This window comes from Meiothermus luteus, assembly GCF_003574085.1.
Lineage (GTDB): Bacteria > Deinococcota > Deinococci > Deinococcales > Thermaceae > Meiothermus > Meiothermus luteus.
Map to the genome: position 1 here is coordinate 24602 of NZ_QWKZ01000003.1, position 26644 is coordinate 51245.

General features: G+C 64.8%; 25 protein-coding genes and 1 tRNA gene. 15 read left to right on the plus strand and 11 right to left on the minus strand.

From position 1 onward, the window contains the following. From Mlute_RS00985 to Mlute_RS00995, 3 genes are all read right to left on the minus strand, one after another. Positions 1 to 564: a YeeE/YedE family protein gene (locus Mlute_RS00985; RefSeq protein WP_119358910.1), complete on the minus strand. Its 564-nt coding sequence runs from the start codon at positions 562 to 564 to the stop codon at positions 1 to 3. 96 nt (positions 565 to 660) lie between these two features. Beyond that, positions 661 to 1077 carry a nucleoside-diphosphate kinase gene (gene ndk / locus Mlute_RS00990; RefSeq protein WP_119358911.1) on the minus strand — a complete coding sequence of 139 codons (417 nt, stop codon included), beginning with the start codon at positions 1075 to 1077 and terminating at the stop codon, positions 661 to 663. Positions 1078 to 1144: 67 nt separating this feature from the next. Continuing rightward, positions 1145 to 2995: a peptidyl-prolyl cis-trans isomerase gene (locus Mlute_RS00995; RefSeq protein ID WP_119358912.1), complete on the minus strand. Its 1851-nt coding sequence runs from the start codon at positions 2993 to 2995 to the stop codon at positions 1145 to 1147. A 42-nt stretch (positions 2996 to 3037) separates the two neighbouring features. Here Mlute_RS00995 and Mlute_RS01000 point away from each other — a divergent pair. The 4 genes from Mlute_RS01000 (at position 3038) to Mlute_RS01015 (ending at position 6622) form a co-directional block, all read left to right on the plus strand. Beyond that, positions 3038 to 3113 (plus strand) — tRNA-Arg (locus Mlute_RS01000). 112 nt (positions 3114 to 3225) lie between these two features. Further along, positions 3226 to 3912 carry an endonuclease V gene (locus Mlute_RS01005; protein WP_119358913.1) on the plus strand — a complete coding sequence of 229 codons (687 nt, stop codon included), beginning with the start codon at positions 3226 to 3228 and terminating at the stop codon, positions 3910 to 3912. Between the two features lie 85 nt (positions 3913 to 3997). Beyond that, positions 3998 to 4912, plus strand: a complete 915-nt coding sequence (locus tag Mlute_RS01010) for an MBL fold metallo-hydrolase (RefSeq protein ID WP_119358914.1) — start codon at positions 3998 to 4000, stop codon at positions 4910 to 4912. A gap of 90 nt (positions 4913 to 5002) precedes the next feature. Continuing rightward, entirely contained in the window at positions 5003 to 6622 is a 1620-nt protein-coding gene (locus Mlute_RS01015; RefSeq protein ID WP_119358915.1) for a long-chain fatty acid--CoA ligase, read from the plus strand. Between the two features lie 7 nt (positions 6623 to 6629). On the opposite strand, the gene Mlute_RS01020 is transcribed toward Mlute_RS01015, so the two are convergent. Genes Mlute_RS01020 through argF form a run of 6 tightly spaced genes read right to left on the minus strand, consistent with a single transcriptional unit; the run spans position 6630 to position 11880 of the window. Further along, a complete protein-coding gene (locus Mlute_RS01020) occupies positions 6630 to 7661 on the minus strand; it encodes an NAD(P)H-dependent glycerol-3-phosphate dehydrogenase (RefSeq protein WP_119358916.1) in 1032 nt (343 codons plus the stop codon). Positions 7662 to 7672: 11 nt separating this feature from the next. Next, positions 7673 to 8713, minus strand: a complete 1041-nt coding sequence (locus Mlute_RS01025) for a stage II sporulation protein M (protein WP_245958796.1) — start codon at positions 8711 to 8713, stop codon at positions 7673 to 7675. A gap of 16 nt (positions 8714 to 8729) precedes the next feature. Beyond that, on the minus strand, positions 8730 to 9278 hold the full coding sequence (gene pyrE / locus Mlute_RS01030) for an orotate phosphoribosyltransferase (protein ID WP_119358934.1): 549 nt from the start codon (positions 9276 to 9278) through the stop codon (positions 8730 to 8732). A 54-nt stretch (positions 9279 to 9332) separates the two neighbouring features. Further along, positions 9333 to 9956, minus strand: coding sequence for a DsbA family oxidoreductase (locus tag Mlute_RS01035; RefSeq protein ID WP_119358918.1), 624 nt, complete (start codon positions 9954 to 9956; stop codon positions 9333 to 9335). Position 9957: 1 nt separating this feature from the next. After that, complete coding sequence (gene argC / locus Mlute_RS01040) at positions 9958 to 10923, minus strand: N-acetyl-gamma-glutamyl-phosphate reductase (protein WP_119358919.1); 966 nt, start codon at positions 10921 to 10923, stop codon at positions 9958 to 9960. Between the two features lie 21 nt (positions 10924 to 10944). Beyond that, the gene (argF, locus tag Mlute_RS01045; RefSeq protein ID WP_119358935.1) at positions 10945 to 11880 is read right to left on the minus strand and encodes an ornithine carbamoyltransferase; all 936 of its coding nucleotides are present in this window, start codon (positions 11878 to 11880) and stop codon (positions 10945 to 10947) included. A gap of 247 nt (positions 11881 to 12127) precedes the next feature. On the opposite strand from argF, the gene Mlute_RS01050 reads away from it, so the two are divergent. The 10 genes from Mlute_RS01050 (at position 12128) to galT (ending at position 23216) form a co-directional block, all read left to right on the plus strand. After that, on the plus strand, positions 12128 to 12487 hold the full coding sequence (locus Mlute_RS01050; protein WP_119358920.1) for a hypothetical protein: 360 nt from the start codon (positions 12128 to 12130) through the stop codon (positions 12485 to 12487). Next, entirely contained in the window at positions 12484 to 13158 is a 675-nt protein-coding gene (locus Mlute_RS01055) for a response regulator transcription factor (RefSeq protein WP_119358921.1), read from the plus strand. The genes Mlute_RS01050 and Mlute_RS01055 overlap by 4 nt, the downstream gene beginning before the upstream one ends. Positions 13159 to 13170: 12 nt before the next feature. Beyond that, positions 13171 to 14532 carry a sensor histidine kinase gene (locus tag Mlute_RS01060; RefSeq protein ID WP_119358922.1) on the plus strand — a complete coding sequence of 454 codons (1362 nt, stop codon included), beginning with the start codon at positions 13171 to 13173 and terminating at the stop codon, positions 14530 to 14532. A gap of 44 nt (positions 14533 to 14576) precedes the next feature. Beyond that, on the plus strand, positions 14577 to 15359 hold the full coding sequence (locus tag Mlute_RS01065) for a DeoR/GlpR family DNA-binding transcription regulator (protein ID WP_119358923.1): 783 nt from the start codon (positions 14577 to 14579) through the stop codon (positions 15357 to 15359). A 140-nt stretch (positions 15360 to 15499) separates the two neighbouring features. Further along, positions 15500 to 16792 carry an ABC transporter substrate-binding protein gene (locus Mlute_RS01070; RefSeq protein WP_119358924.1) on the plus strand — a complete coding sequence of 431 codons (1293 nt, stop codon included), beginning with the start codon at positions 15500 to 15502 and terminating at the stop codon, positions 16790 to 16792. A gap of 63 nt (positions 16793 to 16855) precedes the next feature. After that, positions 16856 to 17695, plus strand: coding sequence for a carbohydrate ABC transporter permease (locus tag Mlute_RS01075; RefSeq protein ID WP_119358936.1), 840 nt, complete (start codon positions 16856 to 16858; stop codon positions 17693 to 17695). Further along, positions 17692 to 18702, plus strand: coding sequence for a carbohydrate ABC transporter permease (locus tag Mlute_RS01080; protein ID WP_119358925.1), 1011 nt, complete (start codon positions 17692 to 17694; stop codon positions 18700 to 18702). Before Mlute_RS01075 ends, Mlute_RS01080 begins: the two co-directional genes overlap by 4 nt. Positions 18703 to 18758: 56 nt before the next feature. Continuing rightward, positions 18759 to 20699 (plus strand): beta-galactosidase, encoded by a 1941-nt coding sequence (locus Mlute_RS01085; protein WP_119358926.1) that lies wholly within the window; start codon positions 18759 to 18761, stop codon positions 20697 to 20699. Positions 20700 to 20702: 3 nt separating this feature from the next. Then, complete coding sequence (locus Mlute_RS01090; protein ID WP_119358927.1) at positions 20703 to 22151, plus strand: glycoside hydrolase family 36 protein; 1449 nt, start codon at positions 20703 to 20705, stop codon at positions 22149 to 22151. A gap of 9 nt (positions 22152 to 22160) precedes the next feature. Beyond that, complete coding sequence (gene galT / locus Mlute_RS01095; protein ID WP_119358928.1) at positions 22161 to 23216, plus strand: galactose-1-phosphate uridylyltransferase; 1056 nt, start codon at positions 22161 to 22163, stop codon at positions 23214 to 23216. 6 nt (positions 23217 to 23222) lie between these two features. Here the strand turns inward: galT and Mlute_RS01100 are convergent, their stop codons facing one another. Continuing rightward, positions 23223 to 23735: a DinB family protein gene (locus tag Mlute_RS01100; protein WP_119358929.1), complete on the minus strand. Its 513-nt coding sequence runs from the start codon at positions 23733 to 23735 to the stop codon at positions 23223 to 23225. Positions 23736 to 23738: 3 nt separating this feature from the next. Continuing rightward, positions 23739 to 24578, minus strand: coding sequence for an ABC transporter substrate-binding protein (locus Mlute_RS01105; RefSeq protein WP_119358930.1), 840 nt, complete (start codon positions 24576 to 24578; stop codon positions 23739 to 23741). A gap of 103 nt (positions 24579 to 24681) precedes the next feature. On the opposite strand from Mlute_RS01105, the gene lepA reads away from it, so the two are divergent. Continuing rightward, on the plus strand, positions 24682 to 26481 hold the full coding sequence (gene lepA, locus Mlute_RS01110; protein WP_119358931.1) for a translation elongation factor 4: 1800 nt from the start codon (positions 24682 to 24684) through the stop codon (positions 26479 to 26481). Positions 26482 to 26644: the final 163 nt, after the last annotated feature.

Genomic DNA, 26644 nt, shown 5'->3' on the forward strand with positions numbered 1-26644 from the left:
TCACCTCAACGCCTGCAGGGCCCAGGGCAGAATCAGGTGGGCCGCCAGTAGCCCCCCTAGGAAGAAGCCCAGGGTGGCCAGAAGGGAAGGGGGCTGGAAGGCTGAAAGGCCGCTGATGGCATGCCCAGAGGTGCAACCCCCTGCCCAGCGGGCCCCGAACCCCACCAGGAAACCCCCCAGCAGAAGGAACACAAAACCCTTCCAGCTCAGCACCGCCTGCCACGAGAAGAGCTCCTGAGGCACCAGCCCACCTTCGGGTGAGAGGCCCATCTGCCGCAGGGCCGCAGCGGTCTGGGGGCTGAGCTCGAGGGGGCCCGGGTGGGGCAGCAGCACCCCTGCGGCAAACCCCCCGGCGGCGATGCCCAGCACGAAGGCCAGGTTCCAGGCCTCGGCCCGCCAGTTGTAGCGGAAGAAGGGCAGCCGGCTGCCCATGGCGGCGCACAGGTGGCGCAGCGAGGAGGAGATGCCGAAGCGTCGGTTGCCAAGGACGAGGAGCAGCGGCACGAAAAGCCCGATGAGCGGGCCGGCCAGGTACCAGGGCCAGGGTTGCTTGAGCGCCTCCATGGCTTCTTATGATGTGGGATAAGTTTACATAGATTGTAAACTGATTTGCAAAAAGGGGCCCCCACCCGCTGGGTGGGGTGGTTTCGGGTAGGCCCCTTAGCTCAGGATTTCCTCGGGTTTGAAGAAGAGGCCAATTTCGCGGGCCGCGCTCTCCGGCCCGTCGGAGCCGTGGATTACGTTCTCGTCCACGGTGATGGCGAAGTCGGCCCGGATGGTGCCGGGGGCTGCCTCCCAGGGGCGGGTGGCCCCCATCAGGCGGCGCATCTCGGCGATGGCTCCGGGGCCCTCCACCACCATAGCCACCACCGGCCCGCTGGTGATGAAGCGGACCAGCCCTTCGTAGAAGGGCTTGCCCTGGTGTTCGGCGTAGTGGGTTTCGGCCATCTCGCGGGAAATCCGCATCTTCTTCATGGCCACGATCTGGAAGCCTTTGCGCTCAATGCGCTGGATAATCTCGCCGGTAAGCCCCCGGCGCACGCCGTCGGGCTTGACCATGATGAAGGTACGCTCCATACCGCAGTAGAGTCTAGCACTACCCCACGGCAAAATAAAAAGCCCTCCCCATGGGGAGGGCCTGGGGCTAGCGGTTGGAGGGGTTCTGGCCCGGCTGGTTTTGGGGCGCGCTCGAGCCCGAGCTAGAGCGGCCCTCCTCCTTCTTGGGTTCCTCCTTGGGGGTGAGGGCGGCCAGCACCTTTTGCAGGTTGTTCTCCACCTTGGCAGCCTTGCGCACCTCTTCCACCCACTTCTGGGCGGCCTCGGCCCGGCGGCTGGCCAACACCATCTGGCGGGCCTCCTCTTTGACCTCCTCAAAGGGGCGCAGCACCTCGGCCTTGCGGTCGTTCACGATGAGCACCTGGAAGCTGCCGTCCTCTAGCTTCACCACCTCGCTCACCTCGCCCAGAGGGCCTTTGGGGAAGCCGCCCCGGGTTAGGAAGACCAGCCGATTGGGTACCGGGGGCAGGGTGCCGGGGTTGGCCGTCCCGTAGTCCTGCACGGTACCCCCGTTGGCCTTGGCCAGGTCCTCGAGCTTGCCGCCTTTTAGGGCTGCAGCCCGGAAGGCCTCGGCCTTGGCCCGGTCCTCCCCCTTGAAGCTGACCGCCTGCACCCGGGCCGAGGCCGGGATGGTGAAGCTGGCCAGGTTGGAGTCGTAGTACTTGCGCACCTCGGCGTCGGTAACGGTGATGTCGCGGGTTTTCCACTGCTGGGCCTGGTTGGCGATGTCGGTCTTGGTGCCGAAGAAGGGCTGGCCCAGCCCCTTGGCTGCTTGTACGACGGCTTCCCGGTTGATGAGCTGCTCCAGGGTCTGGGGTAGGAAGAACTGCAACGCCAGCTCGCCTAGGCCCTGCTGGAAAAGCTGGAGCACCTGAGGGTTGGCGAAGACGATTTGGGTCACCTCGGCGAGGCGGATCTCCGCGTCCCCCACCTTGGCCACCACCGGGTTTTCGTAGCGGAACTCGGCCCCTTCAGCCACCTTCACACTGGCCTTGGCCCGCAGCCCCTCGAGGTAGGCTTCCAGCGCCCCCTGGCCTTTGACCCGCTTGGCGTCCTCCCGAACCCGGTCTTTGACCTCCTCAAAGGCCACATCGCTGGCGGGCAGGTACTTTTCTACCTTCACGATGTAGAAGCGCCCTCCGGCCTCAATGGGCTTGGTAATCTGGCCATCGCGGAGCTTAAAGACCGCCTCCGCCACCGCGTTGGGGAAGACCACCCGGGTCACTGGGCCTGGCTCGCTCTTCCCCGCCTCGGCCCCCAGGGCCCCGCCCTGTTCGGCGTTGAGCTTGGAGTGGGCCTTGGCGAGGGCTGCGAAGTCGGCGCCCGGGGCCGTGGCTTGGGCGTAGACCTTTTCCGCGGTGGCCTTGTCGTCAAGCACGATCTGGCGGGCCAGCACCCGCTCCTCGTTCCTGTACTGCTCCCGGTTGAGCTCAAAGTAGAGCCGCATCTCCTCCTCGGTGGGCTCGGCTTTCTTCTGGATTTCCTCCACCCGCTTATTTATGCGGATTTGGTCGCGCAGCTCGCCCCTGAGCTGGGCGTCGGTGTAGCCCACCTGGGTCAAGAAGCGGTCGTAGTCTTCCTTTTTCTGCAGGCCGAAGCGCTCTTTGATGCTGTCCAGTTCCTTTCTAAGCTCCCCGCTGGAGACCCGGATGCGGGCGGTGTCCTGCAAGAGCGCGGTAGTGATGATGAAGCGGTCGGCGAAGTTAATCTCCGCCAGGTTCTTCAGCAGCCCTTGGGGGTTGGTGCTCAGAATGGCGTCGCTTTGTCGGGCCCGGGCCAGCTCGAGCTCGCTGACCGCGCGGCCGTTCACGGTCAGCACCGTTTTTCCTTGGGGGTTGCGCTGGCCTTGGGGGGTGAAGAGCAGAATTGAGCCCACCACAAAAGCCAGGGCCAGGACGCCAAAGACAACCCCAACTACCCTCTTGCTGATTCCAAACACTTGACTGCCTCCTCTTTCGGTGCTACCCTTCTTGGTGCTGATGCACCCGTAGCTCAGTGGATAGAGCGTTCGCCTCCGGAGCGAAAGGCCACAGGTTCGAGTCCTGTCGGGTGCGCCATTTTTCTTTTGGAGCCCCTTTGGCGACCCTTTCTAAGCCCTTTGTACCCCGAGTTGCTAAGACCAAGGTTAAGGGAGTCCACACCAAGTGGCGATTGTAGCATAAGGGCTGGATGCGAATCCCCTTTGACCTGAAAGAAGCGGCGGCACTGCAGCAAACCTTGGCCCAGCGGGTAGCGCTTGGGGGGGGGCTGCAGGGCGTGCGCTACTTGGCCGCGCTGGACGCCTCCCATCCACCACGATTCTCTGCTGGGGTGGGCCTCTCGGTGGCTGTAGCGGTGCTTTGGGACCTAGAGGCTGGGCGGGTGGTGGAGGTGGCTGTGGCCCAGGCTGAGGAGGTGGAGCTCTTTCCCTATGTGCCCGGCTTCCTATCCTTTCGCGAGGCTCCTCTTTACCTGGTGGCTTTGGCCCGGTTATCCCGTTCTCCCCAGGCCCTTCTCGTGGACGGGCAAGGTGTGGCCCATCCCCGTGGCCTAGGCATTGCGGCCCATCTGGGGGTGCAGCTGGACCTCCCGGCCATCGGGGTGGCCAAGAGCCTCCTATGCGGCCATCCAGAAGGGGAACTACCCGTGGAGGCTGGCGCATGCGTGCGGCTTCTGATGGGCGGGGTTCAGGTGGGCTGGGTCTACCGCAGCCGCAAAGGGGTGCGGCCCCTCTACATCTCTCCTGGCCATCGGGTGGGCATGGAGGAGGCTTTAGCCTTTGTCCGTACCCTTCCCGGGAAAACCCGGCTTCCTGAGCCCTTGCGCAGGGCTCACCTCGAGGCGGGTCTAGCCCGGCGGCGGCTCGAGGCAGTGTGAGCTAGGACAGCTTTATAAAGGGAAGCCTACCGTTATGGTTTTTTCCGGTAACCTGCCAGCTAGGGGCATTAGAAAAGGAGGCTGTATGAGCAAGGTTTCAAGACGGGGAGCGCTACGGTTTATAGGGGCTACCGGTGCGGCGGCCGCAGTGGGCACAATGCCTGCCATGGCCCAGCAAAGCCCGCCTTTGCCCAACGGGGCGGGGTTTTATCGTTTCAAGTTGGAAGACTACACCCTCACCGTCCTGAGCGATGGTCAAAGCGCGCCGGGCAATGCTTTCCCCAACTGGGGGGCCAACCCGGGCCGACAGGCAGAGTTTGCCGCCGCCTTGCGGGAACACTTCCTGGACCCCAGCCAGTTCATCAACAACTTCAACCCTATGGTGATTGACACTGGGCGGGTCAAGGTGCTGGTGGATACTGGCCGGGGCCAGGCCGGGCAGCTTCTGGCGAACATGGCCAACGCTGGACTCAGGCCCGCTGATATCAACATCGTCTTTATCACCCACGGCCACGGCGACCACATCGGCGGTCTGGTGCGGGACGGCCAGCCGGTCTTTGCAAACGCCCAGCACATCATCGGGGAGACGGAGCTTCAGTTCTGGCTTTCCCAGGCCAACCCCCCAGCCAACCTGGCCGCCCTTCAGAACCGCTTTACCCGGGTGCGCGGCGGGGCCGAGATTGCCCCTGGGGTGACGGTGGTGGACACCCCTGGGCACACCGTGGGGCATATGGCGGTGCAGGTGAGCTCGGGCGGCCGGACGCTGTGGCACCTGGGCGACGCGGGCGGGCACTACATCCTCTCCCTCCGCTTCCCCGACCATTACCTGGGCTTTGACGCTAATCCCCAGCAGGCCGTGGCCACCCGGGCTCGGCTTTGGCAGACCGCGGCGGCAGAGCGGATTATGGTGGTGGGCTACCACTTCGCCTGGCCGGGGGTGGGATACGTGCGCCGGGCGGGCAACGCCTACGAGTTCGTGCCGGCGTTTTTCACCTTCTGAGCCTGAGGACCCAAAGCCCTTCCCCAGGACCAAGGGAGGGCTTTGCGCTTTTAAGTCGTACAATTGCAACCAAAGCCTAAGGAGGAGCCTATGCAGTCCACCATGATGGATTTTCCCCTTACCCTGGTGCACATCCTGGAGCGGGCAGGGAAGTTCTTCCCCCAAGAGGAGGTCGTGACCCGGCTGCCCGACAGGTCGCTCCACCGCTACACCTACGCCGAGTTCTACCGCCGGGCCCGCCAGCTGGCCTCGGCTTTGCAAAAGGCTGGGTTGCAAAGGGGCGAGCGGGTGGCGACCCTCTCCTGGAACACCTACGCCCACCTCGAGGCCTACTTCGGGGTTCCGGTGGCGGGGGGTGTGGTGCACCCTTTGAACCTTAGGCTCCATCCCTCGGATATCGCCTACATCGTGAACCACGCCCAGGACAAAATCCTGATCGTGGACGATGTGCTCCTGGGGCTTTACGAGGCCATCCGGCCCCACGTCCGGCTCGAGCGGGTGCTGGTGGTGCCCCTCACGGGGCAGCCGGTGCCGGAGGGCTTGGAGAGCTACGAGGACTTCCTGGCCACGGGGGACGAGGGCTTCGCCTACCCCGAGCTAAGTGAGCAAGAGGCCGCCGGGATGTGCTACACCTCTGGCACCACCGGGAAGCCCAAGGGGGTGGTGTACTCCCACCGCTCCATTGCCCTGCACAGCCTGGGCTCGGCCCTGCCGGACGCCCTGAACCTCTCCAGCCGCGATGTGCTCCTGCCGGTGGTGCCCATGTTCCACGTGCTGGCCTGGGGGCTGCCCTACACCGGGGTAATGACGGGCTGCAAACTGGTGCTGCCGGGGCCACACCTGGACGCGGTGAGCCTGCTGGACCTGTTTGAGGCGGAGGGGGTGAACAAGACCGCCGGGGTGCCCACCATCTGGCTGGGGGTGCTGCAGGCCCTGGAGAAGGAGCCCACCCGCTGGCGGCTGAGGCCCATGGAGATGGTGGTGGGGGGCAGCGCGGCCCCCGAGGCCATGATCCGGGCCTTCGACCGGCTGGGCCACACCGTGCTCCACGCCTGGGGCATGACCGAGATGAGCCCCCTGGGCACCGTGAGCCGGCTCAAGCGGCACCTGCTGGGTGACCCCGAGGTGGCCTACCGTTACCGGGCCCAGCAGGGCCTGCCCACCCCCTGGGTGGAGATTCGGGCGGTGGGCGAGCAGGGCGAGGTGCCCTGGGATGGGCGCTCGCTGGGCGAGCTGCAGGTGCGGGGGCCCTGGGTGGCCAGGAGCTACTACAACCTCGAGGCGGAGTCCGACAAGTGGACCCCGGACGGCTGGTTCCGCACTGGGGATGTGGTGGCCATTGACCCCGAGGGCTATATTCGCATTGCCGACCGCACCAAAGACCTGATCAAGTCCGGCGGCGAGTGGATTAGCTCAATTGACCTGGAGAATGCCCTGATGGCCCACCCCGCGGTCAAGGAGGCCGCGGTCATCGCCATCCCCGACCCCAAGTGGGACGAACGCCCGCTGGCGGTGGTGGTCCTCAAGGAGGGGCAGAGCGCCACACCGGAGGAGCTAAGGGCCTTCCTCGAGCCCCGCTTCGCCAAGTGGTGGCTGCCCGATGGGTACGTTTTTGTGGACGAGATTCCCCGCACCAGCACCGGCAAGTTCCTGAAGTCTAAGCTGCGCGAAACCTACAAGGATTACAAGGCCACCGCAGCCCAGCAATAAGACCGGTCTACTCGGGCTTAGCCTCACGCCCCATCAGCCGGGAGAGTTCCTCTAGGGGGTCGGCTCCTAGGTAGACGACCCGGTACACCGCCTCGGTGATGGGCAGGTCGGCTCCGGTGGCCTGATCCCAGGCGTGCAGGGCTTTTACCGTGTAGATTCCCTCTACCACCGATTTTTGAGCCTCCAGATGGTCCAGGGTTCGTCCTCTTACAAGCTGCTCCCCCGCGCTGCGGTTTCGGGAGAGGGGGCTGTGGGCAGTGGCGATGAGGTCGCCCAGGCCTGAGAGGCCCATAAAAGTGGCCTCCTGGGCTCCCTGGGCTATCCCGAACCGGATGATCTCCCGCAGCCCACGGGTGATAAGGGCGGCCTTGGCGTTGTCCCCCAGTCCCAGGCCGTCCACCATGCCTGCGGCCAAGGCGATCACGTTTTTGAGCGCACCGCCCAGCTCCACCCCCACCAGGTCGTGGGTTGTGTAGACCCGGAAGCTGGGGCCACTGAAGACTTGCTGCACCTGTTGGGCCAGGGCGGGGTCGCGGGAGGCGGCCACGGCGGCCGCGGGCAGGAATCGGGCCACTTCTTCGGCCAGGTTGGGGCCTGAGAGCGCCGCTAAGCGGTCCACCCTGGTAGCCTCCTGGATTACCTGGCTTATCCGCAGGAGGTGGTTTTCGGCGAAGAGCAGGCCCTTCACCGCCGAAACGTAGGCCGGGGCCTTGGGCAGGCCTTGTAGGGTTTCCCGCAGCCCCCTGGAGGGCACTGCTACCACCGCGAACTGGGCCCTGGCCAGGGCCTCTTCGGCGTCGGCGGTGGGGTGGAGGTGTTCGGGGAAGAGGGCTCCGGGCAGGTACTCCTGGTTCTGCCGCTCCTCTTGCATGGCTTGGGCGTGCTCAGCCCGGCGGGCCCACAGGTAGACGGGGATGCCCTTGGAGGAGGCCAAAAGCGCAAGCGCAGTGCCCCAAGCCCCAGCGCCCAGCACCGCGATGGGGTCTTGGGAGGGTTGGGCTCGAGCCTTGGGTTTGGTTAGGGCTGTGGGGTGGAGCATGGTCGGCGCGGTCAAGGCCGCATGAGCACCAGAACAGAGAAAGCCTCGTACCAAGCGCCTACGAGTAGGAAGAAGGTCCCCAGGTAGATCGTGTGGCCCAGGGCCCGCAGGCCGGCCCGATAGCCCTCACCCCGTAGGGTCTTGGTCAACAGCACCAGCCCCCCAAAGGTAACCAGGATGTAGGCTTGCAGCTCGATCACGATGGTCGGAAGGTGCAGCAGGTAGTTGAGGGTGGGCAGCGCCACCGGGCTAAGGGCGAAGCCCAACACGAAGTAGCGCAGAGCGTTGAACAAAAGGGCGGGGATTCCCAGAAGAAGCGCCGGTACTGCGGTGGTGAGCAGAAGGCCGTTGGCCAGGTTCCAGTAGAAGATCACCACCGCCAGGCTGAGCACCCCTCCGCCCAGCGCGCCCCCTAGACCGATCTGTTCCAGGGCCCCTCCTACCAGCTCCTGGGTTAGCCGCACCAGCTCAGGGCTGGCATAGGCCACCAGGCTTCCCAAGGCAAAAAGCCCGTATAGGCCGATGTTTGTGCCTAGATAAAGGCCGCGGTGCTGCTGTACCAGGGTCCAGCCTTCCACCCAGCCGCGGGAGAGGGGGTTGTTGCCGCGCAGGGCCAGCAACCAGCCCAGCGAGAGGGCCACAAAGAGGGTCCAGGTGAGGGGGCTTTTGAGCCAGAGGGGCAGCAGGCCCCCTTCAGGGGCGAAGCCGATGCGGGTGACCTGGCCTTCCCGCAGGGTGACCCGCACCTCCCCTCCGCGGCCGCCTGCGGTGGCCGGGAAGGACACCACGCTGCCCCGGGGGGTGGTGTCCTCCAGGGGCTCGTCCAGGTTTACCGAGAGGTCCCGGGGGGGGTCAGGGAAGGCCAGGCTGCGCTCCAGAAGCCGGATGGCCTCCTCGGTAGGCTTGCCGATGGCTTGGGCGGGGTCTACCCGGTATTTTCCGGCCTGCCAGTCCAGCACGGCTTGGCGGGCGGTTTCCAAGTTGGACTGGGCCAGGGTGAAGCCTGCCAGCAGGCACAGAAGGAGGGCTCGAGCGGCCTTTAGCATCATCATAAGCCTACCAGCCCGGCTAGACCTCTTGTAAGGGCACCCCCCTTTGGCAAAGGGGACAGGACTCTGGGGTGTAGGTGGGAAAGTCAAGCCGCAGAAGCGCCCGGAAGGGGGCTCCGAACTCGGCCCGCCCCGCGCTGCGGTCCACGATGGCCCCCACCCCCACACAGCGGCCCCCTTTGCGCTCGGCGGCCCAGATGGCCTGCTGCACCGAGCCCCCGGTGGTAACCACATCCTCCACAGCCAAGAAGCGCTCCCCGGGGTGGACGGTGAGCCCCTCGCGTATCCGCATCCCTCCCTGTCCGTCCTTTTCCGCGAAGAGGGCCCGTGCCCCCAGGGCCTTGGCGGTTACGAAGGAGAGGACCACCCCGCCCATGGCCGGCCCTACGACGAAGTCCACCGGCTCCTCAAAGAGCTCCGCTAGGGCCTGCCCCACGGCCTCGGCGTAGAGGGGGTGTTGGAGCAGGGTGGCGCTTTGCAGAAATTTCGGCGAATGCCGCCCAGAACGCAATAAAAAGTGCCCCTCTAGGAGGGCCCCGGTCGTGCGGTAAAGCTCCAAGACGTCCACGCCCCCCATGCTACCCGAAGGCCAGGCAGCCTTTGCCGGTTTTGTGAGGCGCTTTTAGGCGCCTTGCTGGCGCTGAGGCCGCTTGAGGGTCTCCACGTGGGCCCCGTTGTGCAGAAAAGCCGTGAAGAGCTCCCACAGGTTCACTGCCAGCTCGGGCTCAACGGTGAGGTGAGTGAACCGGAAGTAGGCGGCGTCGCCTGAGGGCAGCACGAAGGTAGGGGTGCCAAAGACGCCCAGCTCGGCGGCTGCCTCCAGGTCGTAGGTGAGCTCCTTGCGCCGGGCCTCCTCTTCCTCCAGGTCAGCCAGGAAGCGTTCTAGCTCCAAACCCGCCCGCTGGGCCGCTTCCACGCAGCTTTCCTCGTCAAGGGGGCGGCCTTCTTGGTGGTGCAGGCGAAGGAGGCTAAGGGCGAAGCGCAGGTGGGCGGCGCTGCCCTGCTGTCGGGCGGCGTGGGAGGCCAAGAAGGCCAGAAGGCCACGGGGGCCGCTGCGGGGTTGCTGTGCGATGCGCCAGGCCGGGTTTTGCGCCAGGCCTCGGTTTTGAGGGTGATTGTGCTGCTCTAGGCTGAAGTGCCGAAGGGTGATTTCCAGGCCCAGGTAGGGTGCCGCGGCGTAGACCAGCTCCAGCCCTCGCCAGGCAAAGGGGCAGAGGTAGTCAAGGTACAGCGTGACGTTTTGCACCCTAGTCTCCAGGGTACTCGTAGGTGTGGGGGCCTTCCAGCCCGAGCATGATGTCCAGGTTTTGCACCGCTGCCCCTGAGGCCCCCTTGCCCAGGTTGTCAAAGCGGGCCACCAAAAGGGCTTGCTCCTGTTTAGGGTTCTCAAAGACGAAGAGCTCCAACAGGTTGGTGCCGTTGAGGGCCTGGGGGTCGAGGACCGGGTGGTGGGCCCCATAGGTCTCGAGGGGCATTACCCGGATGAAGCGCTGGCCCGCGTAGCGCTCGGCCAGGGCTTCGTGCAACTCGGCGCCGGTGGTCTTTTTGGGTAGGGCCCACAGGTGCAGCGGGATGAAGTCAAGCATTCCCTGGCGGAAGCGGGCCACCGCCGGGGTGAAGATGGGAGGACGCTCCAGCCGGGCGTAGAGGGTCATCTCGGGGATGTGCTTGTGGGCAAGCTCCAGGCCGTAGGCCCGGTAGTCGCCGGCCAGGCGGTGCTCGCCCCGCCCCTCCATGGCCTCAATAAGCTGCCGCCCTCCCCCTGAGTACCCCGAGATGGCGTGGACCGAGATGGGGAAGGTAGGGGGGAGGAGGCCGGCGTCCACCAAGGGGCGCAGCAGGGCGATGACCCCGGTGGGGTAGCAGCCGGGGTTGGCGACAAAGCGGGCCTCGCGGATGCGCTGGGGCTGCTCGGGGGTGAGCTCGGGAAAACCATAGACCCAGCCCTCCGCCACCCGGTGGGCTGAGCTGGCGTCCAGGACCCGGGTGTGGGGATTTTCCAGCATGGTCACCGCTGCTTTGGAGAGCTCGTCGTGAAGGCAGAGAATAGCCACGTCCGCTTCGTTCAGGAGCCGTTTGCGCTCGGCCTCGTCCTTGCGCCGGGCGGGGTCAATAGAGAGGAGCTCTAGGTCGGTGCGGTTTTTCAGCCGGGCGCGAATTTGCAAGCCGGTGGTCCCGGCCTCGCCGTCTATGAAGACCTTGGGTTTAGCCATCGCTGCTCCTTAGGCCGGACCTCAGCCAAGCAGGTGATATAGCAGGGCTTTCTGTGCGTGCAGCCGGTTTTCAGCCTGGTCAAAGACCCGCGACTTTTTGTGCAAGGTGGCCTCCTCCACCACCTCCTCCCCGTAGTGAGCGGGCAGGCAGTGCAGAAATATTCCATCGGGGTCTATCCTCTCCAGGGTTTCAGGGGTCACCTGGAAGCCGGCGAAGTCCTTGACCTTGCGCCGCTGGCTGGCCTCCGCCTCCTGGCCCATGGAGACCCAGACATCGGTGTAGAGCACCTGGGCCCCTTCCACCGCGGCCACCGGGTCATGGGTCAGGGTCACGTCGGCGCCCAGCCGCAGGGCCTCCATGTAGATAACCGCGTTGGGCTCGTAGCCCCTTGGCGTGGCTACGGTGAGCTTAACCCCGGAGAGCACTGCGCACTGGATGTGGGCGTTGGCCATGTTGTTGCCGTCGCCGATGTAGGTTACCCGCAGGCCTTTGGTGCTGCCGAAGTGTTCCTCTATGGTCTGGTAATCGGCCAGGAGCTGAACGGGGTGCAGCAGGTCGGAAAGCCCGTTGATGACTGGTTTTGAGGAGTAGCGGGCCAATTCCTCCAAGGTGGAGTGCAGGTAAACCCTGGCCATGATGGCGTCCACCCAGCGTTCCAGATTCAACGCGATGTCCCGGACCGGCTCCCGGGTGCCTAGGCCAATCTCGGCGTTGGTCAGGTGGATGGCGTGCCCACCGAGCTGGTTCATGGCCACCTCGAAGGTGGTGCGGGTGCGCAAGGAGGGCTTCTCAAAAATCATCGCCAGGGTCTGACCCTCCAGAGGTTTTAGGCCCCTAAACTCGCCCCGCTTCATGGCGTGGGCGGTGTCTAGGACGGCGCGGTACTCGGCAGGGGAGAGGTCTAGATTGGAAAGGAAGTCGCGGCCTTTGGCTACGGGTTTCGGGGGTTTTACCACAGCGTGCCTCCCAAGCGCGGATGCATAAACAAGCATCCAGGAGGTTTGATTATACGATTGGGGGCTTCCTCGAGGTGAGGGGAGCCAGGCTAAAGAAATGCTAAACCCTAAGCCCGGCTTCTCGCCCTAGCATGGAGGCCAAGGTGGTTGGTATTATACCTGGCCGTGCCTGCTCCGCGTTACGTTAAAATGCCCTTTACTGGAGTCCCATGGGTCTGTTCGGGTAGCCCTGCATAGTGGGGGGACGATGCGGAGTCTGGTGTTGGCCTTTGTGTTGGCGCTATCGCCCCTGCCGAACCTGCCCCAGATTCCCCCTGGAAGCGAGATTCGCGTGGTGTCCCCTGACCTGCTTACGGTATACGTGGTCTGGCATGTGGAGCAGCGCAACCTGGTGCTGCAGAGCAAGCTGGCCGCCCCCGCCAACCGGGAGGTACGGGTGCTTTTCCGCGTGGATGGAGGGTACCGCCCGCCCTACAATGGGGTTACGACCCCTGGCGGGGATGTGGTCCTGCTCATACAAGGTGAGCGGATTAGCCTGAGCGAGCTCCTTACCCGCACATACCGCCTTAACCTGCCCAACGGGCGGGTCTTGCCGGAGGTTCGATGAAACGCATACTCCTGATTGAGGACGACCCAGAGATCGCCCACCTCTTGCAGCTCGAGCTGGGTGAGGCCGGTTTTACTGTGGACTGGGCGCCTGGGGGAATGTCCGGCCTGATTCGTCTGCGCGAGGCGGTGCCGGACCTGGTTATCCTTGACCTGGGCTTGCCCGACCTGGACGGCGGCGAGGTGGCCCGCCGCATCCGGGCCGGCTACGAGGTGCCCATCATCGTCTTGACCGCGGCCGACGCCGTGGAGCGGAAGGTGAGCCTGCTCTCCGATGGGGCCGACGACTACATTGTGAAGCCCTTCCACCCCGCTGAGCTGCTGGCCCGCATCCAGGTGCAGCTTCGCCACCGGGAAGGCGGTGAGCAGGTGAGCGTGGGGGGGTTGGAGGTGCACATTGCTAAGCGCCAGGTCTTTTTTGAGGGGCAGGAGATACGGCTCTCCCCCAAGGAGTTCGAGCTGCTTTCGCTCCTGGCCAGCCGGGCGGGTAAGGTCTTCAGCCGGCAGGAGATAGAGGAGCGCCTTTGGGGACGGCAGCTCGAGCGCGACTCCAACGTGGTGGATGTGCACATCGCCAACCTGCGAGCCAAACTGCGCGAGGCTGGGGCCTACGGCTACTTGCGCACCGTGCGGGGGGTGGGCTACGCGCTACGCCAGCGCGACGCCGAGTAGGCTGGCCCCACCATGTCCTTCCGCGCCCGCCTGATTCTGGCCTACGTTGCCCTTTGGGTGCTGATTCTGGCCCTGACCCTGGGCATCGCCCTCTACAGCATCAACATCGGGCTTTATGGCCATGTGGAGCGCATTCTTTTGCGCTATGTGGGCGAGGTGGCCGAGCTGTACGCTTCGGGGCGGGCAGGGGAGATTAGCCTGCCCCGCTCAGGTCCGGTGGTGGTGAGCTTTTACAGCACCAGCGGGGAGCTCTTGATCGCCCCCAGCCACGGCTTTGAGCACCGGGTGCCCGAGGCCTACATCCGCGCGGCGGACCGCAACCCCAGGCCCTATTACGCGCCTCACTTTATGGCCGCCTACCAGGCCATCCCTGGGGCGGTGGTGGCGGTGAGCCAGGACACCCGCTACATTGAGGCTATCTCCGCTACGGTGCGCAACACCTTGGTGCAGGGGATGGCCTTTTTGTTGCCCTTGGGGGCCCTCCTCATCGTGCTGGCGGCCCGGCTTTCCTTGGTTCCCCTGCACCGCGCGGCCTCGGAGGTGGAGCGAAGGGGGTCCCGCAACCTCGAGCCCATCCCCTACACCGGCCCCAAGGACGACCTGGGGGTGATGGTGGAGAAGGTCAACGACCTGTTGCGCGAGCTGAGGGAGGCCCAAGAGCGCGAGCGGGCCTTTTTGGCCGAGGTGTCCCATGAGTTGCGTACCCCTCTGACCTCCCTGAGCGGCTACCTGGATCGGCTGGCCCGCAACCCAGGCGATACCGAGACGCTCGAGCGGGCCCGTAGAATCGCCGCGCACACCGCCCGTATGGTGCAGGACCTGCTGGCCCTGGCTCGAGGGGAGGCCGAGCGGAGCGTGAACCCCCACATCGTCAACCTGGTGGACCTGCTGCGCCAGGCGGTGGGGGAGTACCCTGGGGTCCGCCTCGAGGCTCCGCCTGGGTTCCCCGAGGTGCTGGGCGATCCGGACCGCCTCCTACAGCTTGCGCGGAACCTTATCGCCAACGCGGTGCGGGCTGCGGGTAGCCCCGAGAAGGTGCGGGTACGGGTCTGGACGGTGAGGGAGCCCACCGACAACCCCCCTGACCCCTACGGGTCGGCCGGTGAGGTCCGCACCACCTCCACCCCCGAGATGAAACCTCCCAGACAGCCTTGGGCGGTGTTTTCGGTGATAGACCAGGGGCCGGGCATTGCCCCAGAGATAATGCCCCGGCTTTTTACCCGCTTCACCCGGGGGCCTGAGGGGGGCACCGGGCTGGGCCTGGCCATCGCCAAGCAAATTGCCGAGGCCCATGGTGGGGAGATTCGGGTGGCCAGCCGGCCCGGGGAGACCCGCTTTACCGTTTTTCTGCCGCTGCTGCCTGAGGAGGAGTGAAGGGCTGGTTTGCCTTCTTGTGGACACTTTCGTATGCTTTCGCTATGCCCTCCCTCGAGGCCACCTTGCGCCACCAGGAAATCCTGAAAACCTTGCGCCAGGAGGGGCGGGTTGAGGTTGGGGCTTTGGCCCAGCGCTTCAGGGTTTCGGCAGTAACGATTCGGGCCGACCTGGAGTACCTGGAGCGGCAGGGGCTGTTGCGCCGGACTCGAGGGGGCGCGGTGCCCGCCGAGGCCAAGCGGTTTGAGCTCCCCCTGGAGGAGACCCGGCAGGTCCATGCCCGGGAGAAGGAGAGCATTGGGCGTTACGCGGCCGGATTGGTGCGCGATGGCGAGACCCTGATCCTGGACGTGGGGAGCACCACCACCGAGCTGGCCCGGGCCCTCCCGATGCACCTGAGGAACGTGGTGGTGATTACCAGCGCGCTCAACATCGCCCTTCTGCTGGAGGCCCACCCGGGCCTCACGGTCATCGTGACCGGGGGCACCCTGCGCCCCTTGCAGCACTCCTTGGTCAACCCCTACGGTACCCTGCTCCTGCGCGAGATTAACGCCGACAAGGCTTTCATTGGTTGCAACGGGGTTCACCCCGAGAAGGGCTTTACCAACACCAACCTGCAGGAGGCCGAGATTAAGCGGGCCATGATTGAGGCCGCTCGCGAAACCGTGGTGCTCGCGGACCACAGCAAGCTGATGCAGGTGGCGGCGGCCCGCATAGCCCCGCTGCGTGCGGCCCGGCTGCTGATTACGGATCACAAGGCCAAGCCCGAGGACCTGGTGCGCTTGCGGGAGGGGGGGCTCGAGGTGGCGGTGGCCCCTAGGGGATGAAAAGCGAAAGCATTTGTAACTATTGACAAGAAAAAAGAAGTCCCTTTAGACTCCCCTTGAACCTTTGACGGGGAACCAACCGGCTAAGAAGCCCACCGGTGGGCCTTGCTGCCCCGAGAAAGGCTTGCGAGGAGGAGTAGATGAGAGCAATCCTGGCGCTAGGCACGGCCTTGGCCCTTTCCTCGGCCCTGGCCCAACAGATACAGGGGAACCCCAATCTGCGGGGGGAGATCACGGTGTGGAGCTGGGACATTGCCGCCAAGGCCTTGGAGGCCAACGTCCCCGGCTTCAACAAGCTCTTCCCCAACGTTAAGGTCACGGTGGTTGACCTGGGCAACCAGGCCACCTACGACCGCGGCCTGGCCGGGTGTGCAGCTGGGGGAGGCGACCTGCCCGACGTGTACTCGGTGGAGAACAACGAGGCCGAGGTCTTCTGGACCCGCTTCCCGAACTGCTTTACCGACCTCAACACCCTGCAGCCTGCGGCTTCCACCCTGCGTAACCTTTTCCCAGCTTTTAAATGGACCGAACTCACCATGGGGAATAGGGTTTACGCTATTCCCTGGGACTCTGGGCCGGTGGTGATGTTCTACCGTCGTGACATCTACAGCCAAGCCGGGGTCAACCCCAACACCATCCGCACCTGGGACGACTTCATCGCCGCGGGTAGGAAAATTGCCGCCGCTACCAACAACCGGGTCAAGGTGGGGGTCATCGCCAACGGCCAGGACGATGAGTGGTTCCGCATGCTGGCCAACCAGAACGGCTGCTTCTACTTCAACAACGAGGGCACCGCGGTCACGGTAAACCAGCCTGGCTGCGTGACCGCTTTGGAAACGGTCAAGCGGCTGATTGACGCTGGGATCGTGCTCCAAGGAGGTTGGAACGAGCAGATTCAGGCCTTCAAGGCCGGCACCGTGGCCACCAGCATGTTTGGTGCCTGGTACGAAGGCACCATCCGCTCCAACGCCCCTGAACAAAGCGGAAAGTGGGGGGTCTACCCCATGCCGGCCTCGCGGCCGGGTGGGGTGCGGGCCGCCAACCTGGGTGGCTCGGCCCTGGCCATCCCGGCCTCCTCGCGCAACAAAGAGGCGGCCTGGGCCTTTGTCCGCTACGCCTTGGCCACCACCGAGGGCCAGATTACCATGCTCAAGCAGTATGGCCTGGTCCCCTCCTTGCTTGCGGCCACCCGTGATCCCTACGTGCAGCAACCCCAGCCCTACTGGGGCAACCAGCGCATCTGGCAGGTGATTCTGGGCACCCTAGGCAGCGTTCCGGCAGCCCGGGGCACCCAGTTCTTCCAGGAGGCCCGGGCCATCATGGTCAAGACCCAGGCCGACTACGTAGCCGGGCGCTTCCCTAGTGCCAAGGCGGCTCTTGACGCCGCTGCTCAGCAGATTTCCCAGGCCACCGGTCTGCCCGTTGCCCGATAGGTGCCCCAACCTGGGGGTGAGGCGGCCCTCACCCCCAGTTTTTCGGTTTTATTTGGAGTTGGTGTGAAGCCTGGAGCCACGCCCTACTTGTTTTTGCTGCCCTACCTGGCGGTCTTCGCCCTCTTTTGGGCCTGGCCGATACTGGACTCTTTGCTGCTCTCGTTTCAGAACACCCGGGTCTACCCTCCGGTCTGGGACCTGGGGGTCAACTGGGGCCGTATCCTGCGGGACTCGGCTTTCTGGGACGCCTTGCGCAACACCCTGCTGATTTTGGTCATCCAAGTGCCCCTAATGCTGACCCTGGCCACGGCGCTGGCCGTGGCCCTCAATTCCCACCTGCTGAAGGCCCGGGGGTTCTTCCGCTTTGCCTTTTTTGCCCCGGTGGTGGTGGGGGCGGTGGCCTATTCCGCGGTGTTTCGCCTGCTTTTCAATCAGAACGGCGCGGTGAACGCGGCTTTGGGCCTGGACTTTAACTGGATTTTTGACCCTGTGGGAGCCATGGTGGTGATCATCGTGGCCCTTACCTGGCGCTGGACGGGCTACAACGCCATCATCATTCTGGCCGGCCTCCAGAACATTCCCAAGGAGCTTTATGAGGCAGCCGAGATGGATGGGGCAAGCCCCTGGCAGCAGTTTTGGTACGTTACCTTGCCCAGCCTAAGGCCGGTGCTGCTTTTTTGCTTGGTGCTCTCCATTATCGGCACCCTGCAGCTTTTCACCGAGCCCTGGCTCATCACCAACGGCGGCCCCGGCACCGCCACCACCACCTTGGGGGTCTATCTCTACCGCCAAGGTTTCCAGAACATCAACTTTGGCTACGCCTCGACCATTGCCTACGTCATCACCCTGCTGGCCCTGGTCTTTTCGCTTATCCAGCTAAGGCTTTTCGGGAGGGAGTCATGAAGCGGCGGCTTTGGTGGCGCAGCCTTGGGTTGCACCTGTTCCTGACCCCGTTGGCCCTCTTGTGGCTGGCCCCGCTGTGGCTGATGCTGGTCTTCTCCACCCACCTCGAGACGGCCATCTTCAGCACCCCCACCCCTTTGCTGCCCGGCGACCAGTTCTGGGCCAACCTGCAGAACCTCCAGGCGGACACCAACTTTGTGCGCAGCCTTTTCAACAGCGTGGTGGTCTCAGGGTTGTACACCCTGCTCTCGCTCTTCCTGACCAGCCTGGCCGGCTACGCTTTTGCCCGTTACCAGTTTTTTGGAAAGGGCGCGCTGTTCTCGCTGGTGATCGCCACCCTGACCATCCCCTACTTTGCAGTGGTGATTCCCCAGTTCATTCTGATAGCCCGGGAGGCCAAGACCCTGCTGGCGGTTTTCCTGGGCATGGCGGCCTTTGGCCTTATGGCCTTGGCCTTGGCCTGGCTTAGGCTGCCCCTATGGCCCCGGCGGGGGCTCTGGCTGGGCTGGGGGGTGTTGGCGCTGGCCTATTTGCTCTGGGGGGTAACGGCTGTTCGGGAGGCCATGGCCTTTGAGTTTCGCCTGACCAACACCTATTGGGCGGTGATTCTGCCCGCTTTGGCCAACAGCCTGGGGGTGTTCTTCATGCGGCAGAACTTTCTGAGCCTGCCACAGAGCCTGCTGGAAGCGGCCCGCCTGGATGGGGCGAGCGAGCTGCGTATCTTTTTCCGCATCGCCCTGCCGCTGGTGCTTCCGGCGATGGCGGCCTTGGCCATCATTCTCTTTCTGAACGCCTGGAACGATTATCTATGGCCTCTTTTGGTGCTTTCAGACAAGAACATGCAGACCGCCCCGGTGGCCCTGGGTTCCCTCATCGGGCTGACCCGGGTTTCGTGGGGCGGGATTATGGTGGGAGCGGTTATGACCACCCTGCCCTTCCTAGTGCTTTTCCTCTTTCTTCAGCGCTACTTTATCGCGGGCATCACCGCGGGAGGCGTTAAGGATTGAGCTGACCCCTTGGTTTTGGGCTCGAGCGGCCGCATGCCGCTGGATGGGAGTTTGCTATGTTAGGCGTCTGCTACTACCCCGAACACTGGCCCTGCGAGCGCTGGGCCGAGGATGCCCGTCGTATGCGCGAACTGGGCCTCACCTACGTTCGTATCGGTGAGTTTGCCTGGAGCCGTATAGAACCAGAGCCGGGCCGCTTTACCTGGGCCTGGCTGGACGAGGCCATCGAAACCCTGGGCCAGGCCGGCCTAAGGGTGGTGCTGGGCACCCCCACCGCCACCCCGCCCAAGTGGCTGGTAGACCGCCACCCAGACATCCTGGCGGTGGATAAAGAGGGCCGGGTACGCGGCTTTGGCTCGCGCCGCCACTACAGCTTCAGCAGCCGGGTCTATCGTGAGGAGGCCCGCCGCATTGTGACCCTGCTGGCCCAGCGCTACGGCCAGAACCCCCACGTAGCGGGCTGGCAGACCGACAACGAGTACGGCTGCCACGACACCACCCGCAGCTACGGCCCCGAGGACCTGCGGGCTTTCCGGGAGTGGCTCCAGGCCCGCTACAAGGACATTGATGCGCTGAACGAGGCCTGGGGCAACGTCTTCTGGAGCATGGAGTACCGCAGCTTTGAGGAGATTGGTCTGCCCAACCAGACCGTCACCGAGGCCAACCCTGCCCACTGGCTCGAGTTCTACCGCTTCAGCTCGGAGCAGGTAGCCAGCTTCAACCGGATGCAGGTGGAAATCCTGCGGGCCCACTCGCCAGGGCGCTTTGTGGTGCACAACTTCATGGGCTACACTCCGGACTTTGACCACTTCAAGCTGGCCCAAGACCTGGACATCGCCGGCTGGGACAGCTACCCCCTGGGCTTTACCGACATGGACGTGCTGCCCTGCACCGAGGAGGAGAAAATCCGCTACGCCCGCACCGGCCACCCCGACATGGCGGCCTTCCACCACGACCTCTACCGCGGGGTCAAGCCCCGCTGGTGGGTGATGGAGCAGCAGCCGGGGCCGGTGAACTGGGCCCACCACAACCCCTCCCCGGCCCCCGGCATGGTGCGGCTATGGACCTGGGAGGCCCTGGCCCACGGGGCCGAGGTGGTGAGCTACTTCCGCTGGCGACAGTTTCCCAAGGCCCAGGAGCAGTTTCACGCCGGGCTAAACCGCCCCGACTTTGAGCCCGACGTGGGCTTTTTCGAGGCCAAACAAGTAGCCGAAGAACTCCAGAACCTGGGCTCCCTGCCTCCTAGCGGCCCCGCGCCGGTGGCCCTAGTCTTTGATTACGAGGCCGACTGGGTTTTTTCGATTCAACCCCAGGGAAAAGAGTTCGTCTACCGAGACCTGGTCTGGCGCTTCTACCAGGCCCTGCGCCGGCTGGGGCTGGACGTGGACTTTGTGTCTCCAGGAGCCGACCTTAGCCCCTACCGGATGGTGGTGGTGCCCAGCCTGCCCATCGTGCGGGAAGCGGCCCTAAGGGCCCTCCAGGCTTTCACCGGCCCTCTGATCCTGGGGCCGCGCAGCGGCTCCAAGACCGAGTCGCTGGGCATACCCCCTAGCCTGCCCCCAGGGCCCTTGCAGGAGCTGCTGCCCCTCAAGGTGGTGCGGGTGGAAAGCCTGCCGCCGGGGCTTTGGGAGTCCTTGGAGTGGGGCGGAAAGACCTGGGCTGTGGGGGTCTGGAGGGAGTGGGTGGAGAGCAGGCTGGTGCCCGAGGCCCGCTTTGCCGATGGCAAGGGCGCCTTGTACCGGGATGGGAACTGCTTATACCTGGCCTTCTGGCCGGAGTTGGAATTTCTCCAGGCCTGCTTGGCCCAGCAGGCTCGAGCCGCGGGGCTCTCGCCCCAGACCCTGCCGGAGGGGTTGCGGCTGCGGCGGAGGGGCCCTTGGGTTTTCGCCTTCAACTACAGCCCAGAACCCTGCCTCGTGCCGGCCCCTGAGGGCGCTCGCTTCTTGCTGGGGGGTAGGGAGGTGGCTCCCTATAATTTGAGCGTCTTTAAGGGGTAGGGGATGCGGATACAGGGCTACGACTTCCAGGTGCAGGCTGAGCGGACAACGGAGACCCTAGGGGGTTATCTTCTAGAGGGTAAGGCCGTGCAAATAGGCCACCCTTTTGGCCGTACTTCATTCTTCAAGCACGGCTGGCAGAGCTGGAGCGAGGCGGCCTGGGTCAGCCTGAAGGAGAGCCCCAAGCCCATCCTGCCGCCCGAGCGGCGCCCGCAGTGCGACGACCCAGCCTACGCCCTCTCGCCCGTTCATGGCGGCAGCGGGCTTGGGGGGGTGGAGGGCTACGACGGGCGGATGCTCTTTTTGGGGGCCTTGCGCCCTGGGGCCCGGGTGGAGGCCGACCGGCTTCACCTAAAGGGGCAGGCGGAGCACGAGTTGCAGTGGTTTTTGGCCTATGGAGAGCCCCTGGAGGTGCTTTCCCGTTACGCCGAGCTGCTGGCCGCCACCCTGGGGGTGCGCCCTCGGCAGCCCGCTCCCCGGGTGTGGTGTAGTTGGTACGGCTACTATACCCACATCTCCGAGGCCCGGCTCCTCCAGACCCTCGCGGGCCTCCAGGGATTGCCTCTGGAGGTGTTTCAGGTAGACGACGGCTGGCAGCAGAACATCGGCGACTGGGAACCCAACGATAAATTCCCCTCGGGCATGAACTACCTGGCCCTGCGGGCCCAGGCCCAAGGCCTCACGCCAGGTTTATGGCTGGCCCCCTTCATCGCCCGGCCCAGCTCCCAGCTCTACCGGGAACACCCCGACTGGTTTCTGCGTGACGAGGCGGGTGAGTTGGTGCTGGCGGGGAACAACTGGGGCGGCTACTACGCCCTGGATGTGACCTTGCCGGCGGTGCAGGACTGGCTGGTGGCCCTGTTGCGAACGGTGCGCGGCTGGGGGTTCCGCTACTTGAAGCTGGACTTCCTTTTTGCCGCCGCCCTACCGGGGAAAAGGCACCTCGAGGTGCCCCGCGAGGAGGCCTACCGAGAGGCTCTGCGCCTTGTTCGCGAGGCGGTGGGAGAGGATACCTACTTGCTGGCCTGTGGGGCGCCGGTGCTGGCCTCCTTGGGGTTGGTAGATGGGCTGCGCATCGGGCCGGACGTGGCCCCTTACTGGGACAACGAGGACCGCAGGCTCTACCTTCACGACCCCACCGGCCCCAGCGCCTACAACGCCCTGCGCACCAGCCTGCATCGGCTGTGGCTCAAACCCTTGGTGCACACCGACCCCGATGTAGCCTTCTTTCGCAGCCGCTACAACCTGCTTACCCCTGAGCAAAAGGCGGTGCTGCAGGACCTGGCCTTGGTGGCTGAGTTCAAGGCCATCTCCGACCCTCCGGAGTGGCTGGATGGGGAGGAGCGGGAGCAGCTTCAGGCCTGGCTCCTGGCCCGCCCTACCCTGGAGCAGACCGGGTTTTACACCTTCAGGATAGACGGGCGCGAAGTGGATTTTTCGCGTTGGCTATAGGAAAAGACCATGACCCAGCTAACCCTACATAAGCGCGCGTACCGCAAAAAAGATGGACGGATGCTCTACCTCTACGGCCTGCAGCCCCACACCCTGCCACCTTTGGAGGAAGGAGAACTGGCGGTAGAGGCCCGCTCCCACGCCCGCTGGCATCCTTTGCGGCAGGAGTGGGTGGTCTTCGCAGCCAGCCGCCAGGGCCGCACCTTTCTGCCTCCTAAGGAGTACGACCCACTGGCCCCCAGCAAAAAGGGGGGGTTCCCCACCGAGATTCCCTTTGAGGACTTTGAGGTTGCGGTCTTCCAAAACCGCTGGCCAGCGCTTTCGCCCGAAGCGGGGGAGCCGCCTTTGGGGTTACCCGTTCCTACCCGCGACGCCAAAGGCGACTGCGAGGTGGTGGTCTTTACCCCTGAGGACTCGGGCAGCCTGGCTACCCTAAGCCCGGAGCGGCGCGAGCTTCTGGTCCAGGTCTGGGCCGACCGCTACCGGGAGCTCTACGCCCGGGAGGCCATCCGCTTTGTGATGCCCTTTGAGAACCGAGGGGAGCCCGTGGGGGTGACGCTCCACCACCCCCACGGGCAAATCTACGCCTACCCCTGGGTGCCCCCTGTTTTGCAAAAGGAGCTCGAGGCTTTCCAGAGGGGTCCGGTTCTCCTGGAGCTTATGCCTCACCTGGGCCCCTACACGGTCTGGGAGGACGAGCACACCCTGGCCTGCGTGCCTCCTTTCGCCCGCTACCCCTATGAGGTCTGGGTTTTTCCCAAGGCCTTCCGCCCGGGGCCTTGGGCCTTCAGCCCGGCGGAAACGCACAGCCTGGCACAGGCCCTGGGCCAGGTGGTGGCCAAGCTGGACGGCCTCTTCCAAAAGCCGATGCCCTACGTGATGGCCCTGCATGCGGCCCCCAAAGGAGCCGAGGCCTTCTTCCACTTCCACGTGGAGTTCTACCCAGCCCTGCGCACCGCCGATAAGCTCAAATACCTGGCCGGTACCGAGGTGGCCGCAGGGACCTTTGCCATGGACGCCCTGCCCGAGGAGACCGCCTTGGCCCTGCGGGAGGTGCCCACCTGAGGCTACCTACCCCTTTTGGGCCTCCCAGAGCTTGCGGGTGGTGATGATCTGGCCGGCGTGGTGCTGGGCGTGGGCCCCGATGTGGTCTAGGACATACACCGCCCGGACCTCGTGGGGCCCTACCCGGACGATGCGCTGTAAGTCCTGGTCCTGCAGCCTGCGCAAGGCGGCCTTGATTTCGCCCATCCGGCTGGTGAAAACCTCCAGCACCGAGCTTGGGGGTTCCCCCGTGGGGGCTAGCTCCTCCGGCGGGCGCAGCCGCAGTCCCTCGGGAATTTCCTGGCCCAGCCCCCGCAGGAGCAGCCGGTAGGAGGAGCCAGCGATGTGCCGCACCAGCCCCCCGATGGGGTTGGCCTGGGCCGCGGGCACCCACCAGAACCCCTCGGGGGGAAGGTCGCTGGCCCACCGTTCCACCGTCTCCTCAACCTCCTCGAGGTTCCTGAGCCAGACCGAAACCAGCCAGTGTACGCCCTCAATCTCGCCACGCAGGAAGGGGGGTGTTTGGGGTGGGGGTTGCATGGCTTAGGGTTTCCAGATAGGCACACTGGTGGGGTCTACCCCCCATTCCTTGGCCAGGTAGGTCTGGGCCAGCTTTTTGAGCACCCCCTCCTTCTCCAGCGCCTCTAGGATTCTGTCCACCTGGGCCCGGTTGGGGTTGCCCTTGGTGAAGAGGGCCCCGTAGTTCTCACCGGTCTGGAACTGCCCCACCACCACCAGCGCCCCGCCCGACTTGGCTGCTTCAGAGAGCACGATGGAGGTGTCTATGACGAAGGCGTCTATCTGCCCGGCCCGCAGCGCGGTGAAGCCCCCGGCCACATCGGGGAAGACCCGGGTCAGGTTCTGGGGGTGCTTGAGGGTTTCGCTTAGGAACTTGGCCGCGGTGGTGGCCTGCTGGACCCCAATCCGGGCGGTCTTCAGGCTGGCTGGGGAGCTGAACTTGCCCTTGTCGGCGGAGCGCACCAGGACGCCGATGTCTGAGGAGAAGTAGGGCCGAGAGAAGTCCACCACCCTCTTGCGGGCCTCGGTGATGGTGATCTGGGAGAGGGCGAAGTCAAAGTTGCGGGTCTGCCCTGCGATGAGGGCATCCCAGGCCACGTTTTGCACCACCAGCTTGTCCAAGCCGGCCCGGTGGGCGATATAGGCGGCCAGGCAGTACTCAAAGCCGTCCTTGATGGTGGCGGGGCTGTCGCCGTTCCAGAAGCCGGGGCCTGGCAGGTTGGTCTGTACCGTGAGCTGGCCCGCGATGGCCGGCCGGATGGGGAACTGCCCCTTAGGGCCGGTGACCTCGCAGTTGCCGATCTTGGTCTGGGCCATCCCCAGCGAGGCTAGGGCCAAAACGGCTAGGGTTCCAAGGCGTCTCATGCGAACCTCCCTTGTCCTCGTCGTGCTAACATTACAGAACCCCACCGCCCCTGTCAACGCGCCTCACGGAGGTCCTTTGCCCATCGGCTACAATGGGTGGGCTGTGCGGGAGCGGATTCGCAACTTTTCCATCATCGCCCACGTGGACCACGGGAAGTCCACCCTGGCCGACCGCATCCTCCAGGTGACCCGGGCGGTCTCGGAGCGGGAGATGCGGGACCAGTTTTTGGACTCTCTGGAGCTCGAGCGCGAGCGGGGCATCACCATCAAGGCCAGCGCAGTGCGGCTTTTCTACGAGAGCAAAGCCGGGGAGACCTATGTCTTTAACCTGATTGACACCCCCGGCCATGTGGACTTCGGCTACGAGGTGAGCCGGGCTTTGGCCGCGGTGGAGGGGGTGTTGCTGGTGGTGGACGCCTCGCAGGGGGTGGAGGCCCAGACCATCGCCAACTTCTACCTGGCCCTAGAACACGAGCACACCATCATTCCGGTAATCAACAAAATTGACCTGCCGGGGGCCCAGCCGCTGGAGGTAGCCCTCGAGGTGGAGGAGGTCCTGGGCATTCCGGCCGAGGAGTGCATCTTCGCCTCCGGAAAAACCGGGCAGGGGGTGGACGAGATTTTAGAGGCCATCGTGGCCCGCATCCCAGCCCCCAAAGGGGCTCCGGAAAACCCCACCCAGGCCCTCATCTTTGACTCCATCTACGACGCTTACCAGGGGGTCATCCCCTACGTGCGGGTGATGGACGGCCGCCTCCGTCCCGGCGACCTCATCCGGGTCTGGTCCACGGGCAAGGAGTTCACCGTGGACAAGGTGGGTGTCTTCCGGCCGGGGGTCCTCGAGCCGGTGGCCGAGCTGGGCCCCGGCGAGGTGGGCTGGCTCACCGCGGCCATCCGCGAGATTGGAGAGACCCAGGTGGGCGATACCATCACCCTGGCCCAGAACCCCTGCAGCGCTCCCTACCCGGGCTTCAAACCGGCCAAGCCGGTGGTGTTTGCCGGCCTCTACCCTACCGACACCCAGGACTACAACCGGCTGCGCGAGGCCCTGGAGAAGCTCAAGCTCAACGACGCCGCGCTTTTCTTTGAGCCCGAGACCTCGGAGGCCTTGGGGTTTGGTTTTCGCTGTGGGTTTTTGGGCCTTCTGCACGCCGAGATTGTGCAAGAGAGGCTCGAGCGGGAGTTCGGCCTCGAGCTCATCTCCACCGCTCCCAGCGTGGTCTACCGGGTTCGCCGTACTGATGGCGCGGAGGTGGAGATTCACAACCCCTCCGAGCTGCCCAGTCCGGACAAGGTAGAGGCCGTCTACGAGCCGTATGTGAAGCTTACCGTCTACACCCCTGAGGAGTACGTGGGCCCCATCATGCAGCTTCTGCAGGAGAAGCGGGGCCGTATGCGCACCATGAACTACGTGGGCAAGCGGGTGGAGCTGGTCTACGAGGTGCCCTTCGGGGAAATCCTCTACGACTTCCACGACCGCCTCAAGTCGCTGAGCCGGGGCTACGCCTCCATGGACTACGAGCAGATGGGCTACCAGGAGGGCGACTTGGTCAAGGTGAGCATCCTGGTCAACGAGGAGCCGGTGGACGCCCTGGCCTTCATCGCCCACAAGGAGAAGGCCTACAGCATCGCCCGGGAGATTGTGGACAAGCTCGCCGAGGTGATTCCCCGGCAGCAGTTTGCGGTGCCCATCCAGGCCGCTATTGGGGGCAAGATTATCGCCCGGGCTACTGTGAAGGCCCTGCGCAAGGACGTCCTGGCCAAGTGCTATGGGGGCGATGTGACCCGAAAGAAAAAGCTTTTGGAGAAGCAGAAGGAAGGGAAGAAGCGCCTCAAGGCTATCGGCAAGGTGGAGGTTCCCCAGGAGGCCTTTTTGGCGGTGCTCTCGGCGGGCCGGGACTGATCAGTCCGGCTCCTCTTCAGGGGCCCCCTCGAGCTCCTCTTGCTCCTGCGCCTCGGGGTAGAACCGACGCAGCCGCCCGCCAAAAAGCTGGACGATTCGCTGAAAACGAGCGTCCTCCAGCAAGCTGGCTTGGGCCTCGGGGGGGGGTGATGGGCTGGGGGCC

Excerpts from the sequence above, each read along its gene's own strand:
- Mlute_RS01055 (WP_119358921.1), top strand. The coding sequence starts at position 12,484 with ATGAAACGCATACTCCTGATTGAGGACGACCCAGAGATCGCCCACCTC.
- Mlute_RS01015 (WP_119358915.1), top strand. The coding sequence starts at position 5,003 with ATGCAGTCCACCATGATGGATTTTCCCCTTACCCTGGTGCACATCCTG.
- argC (WP_119358919.1), bottom strand. The coding sequence starts at position 10,923 with ATGGCTAAACCCAAGGTCTTCATAGACGGCGAGGCCGGGACCACCGGC.
- Mlute_RS01100 (WP_119358929.1), bottom strand. The coding sequence starts at position 23,735 with ATGCAACCCCCACCCCAAACACCCCCCTTCCTGCGTGGCGAGATTGAG.
- Mlute_RS01050 (WP_119358920.1), top strand. The coding sequence starts at position 12,128 with ATGCGGAGTCTGGTGTTGGCCTTTGTGTTGGCGCTATCGCCCCTGCCG.
- Mlute_RS01090 (WP_119358927.1), top strand. The coding sequence starts at position 20,703 with ATGCGGATACAGGGCTACGACTTCCAGGTGCAGGCTGAGCGGACAACG.
- Mlute_RS01105 (WP_119358930.1), bottom strand. The coding sequence starts at position 24,578 with ATGAGACGCCTTGGAACCCTAGCCGTTTTGGCCCTAGCCTCGCTGGGG.
- galT (WP_119358928.1), top strand. The coding sequence starts at position 22,161 with ATGACCCAGCTAACCCTACATAAGCGCGCGTACCGCAAAAAAGATGGA.
- Mlute_RS01070 (WP_119358924.1), top strand. The coding sequence starts at position 15,500 with ATGAGAGCAATCCTGGCGCTAGGCACGGCCTTGGCCCTTTCCTCGGCC.
- ndk (WP_119358911.1), bottom strand. The coding sequence starts at position 1,077 with ATGGAGCGTACCTTCATCATGGTCAAGCCCGACGGCGTGCGCCGGGGG.
- Mlute_RS01080 (WP_119358925.1), top strand. The coding sequence starts at position 17,692 with ATGAAGCGGCGGCTTTGGTGGCGCAGCCTTGGGTTGCACCTGTTCCTG.
- Mlute_RS00985 (WP_119358910.1), bottom strand. The coding sequence starts at position 564 with ATGGAGGCGCTCAAGCAACCCTGGCCCTGGTACCTGGCCGGCCCGCTC.
- Mlute_RS01020 (WP_119358916.1), bottom strand. The coding sequence starts at position 7,661 with ATGCTCCACCCCACAGCCCTAACCAAACCCAAGGCTCGAGCCCAACCC.
- Mlute_RS01005 (WP_119358913.1), top strand. The coding sequence starts at position 3,226 with ATGCGAATCCCCTTTGACCTGAAAGAAGCGGCGGCACTGCAGCAAACC.
- Mlute_RS01085 (WP_119358926.1), top strand. The coding sequence starts at position 18,759 with ATGTTAGGCGTCTGCTACTACCCCGAACACTGGCCCTGCGAGCGCTGG.
- Mlute_RS01060 (WP_119358922.1), top strand. The coding sequence starts at position 13,171 with ATGTCCTTCCGCGCCCGCCTGATTCTGGCCTACGTTGCCCTTTGGGTG.
- Mlute_RS01010 (WP_119358914.1), top strand. The coding sequence starts at position 3,998 with ATGAGCAAGGTTTCAAGACGGGGAGCGCTACGGTTTATAGGGGCTACC.
- Mlute_RS01065 (WP_119358923.1), top strand. The coding sequence starts at position 14,577 with ATGCCCTCCCTCGAGGCCACCTTGCGCCACCAGGAAATCCTGAAAACC.
- Mlute_RS01025 (WP_245958796.1), bottom strand. The coding sequence starts at position 8,713 with ATGATGATGCTAAAGGCCGCTCGAGCCCTCCTTCTGTGCCTGCTGGCA.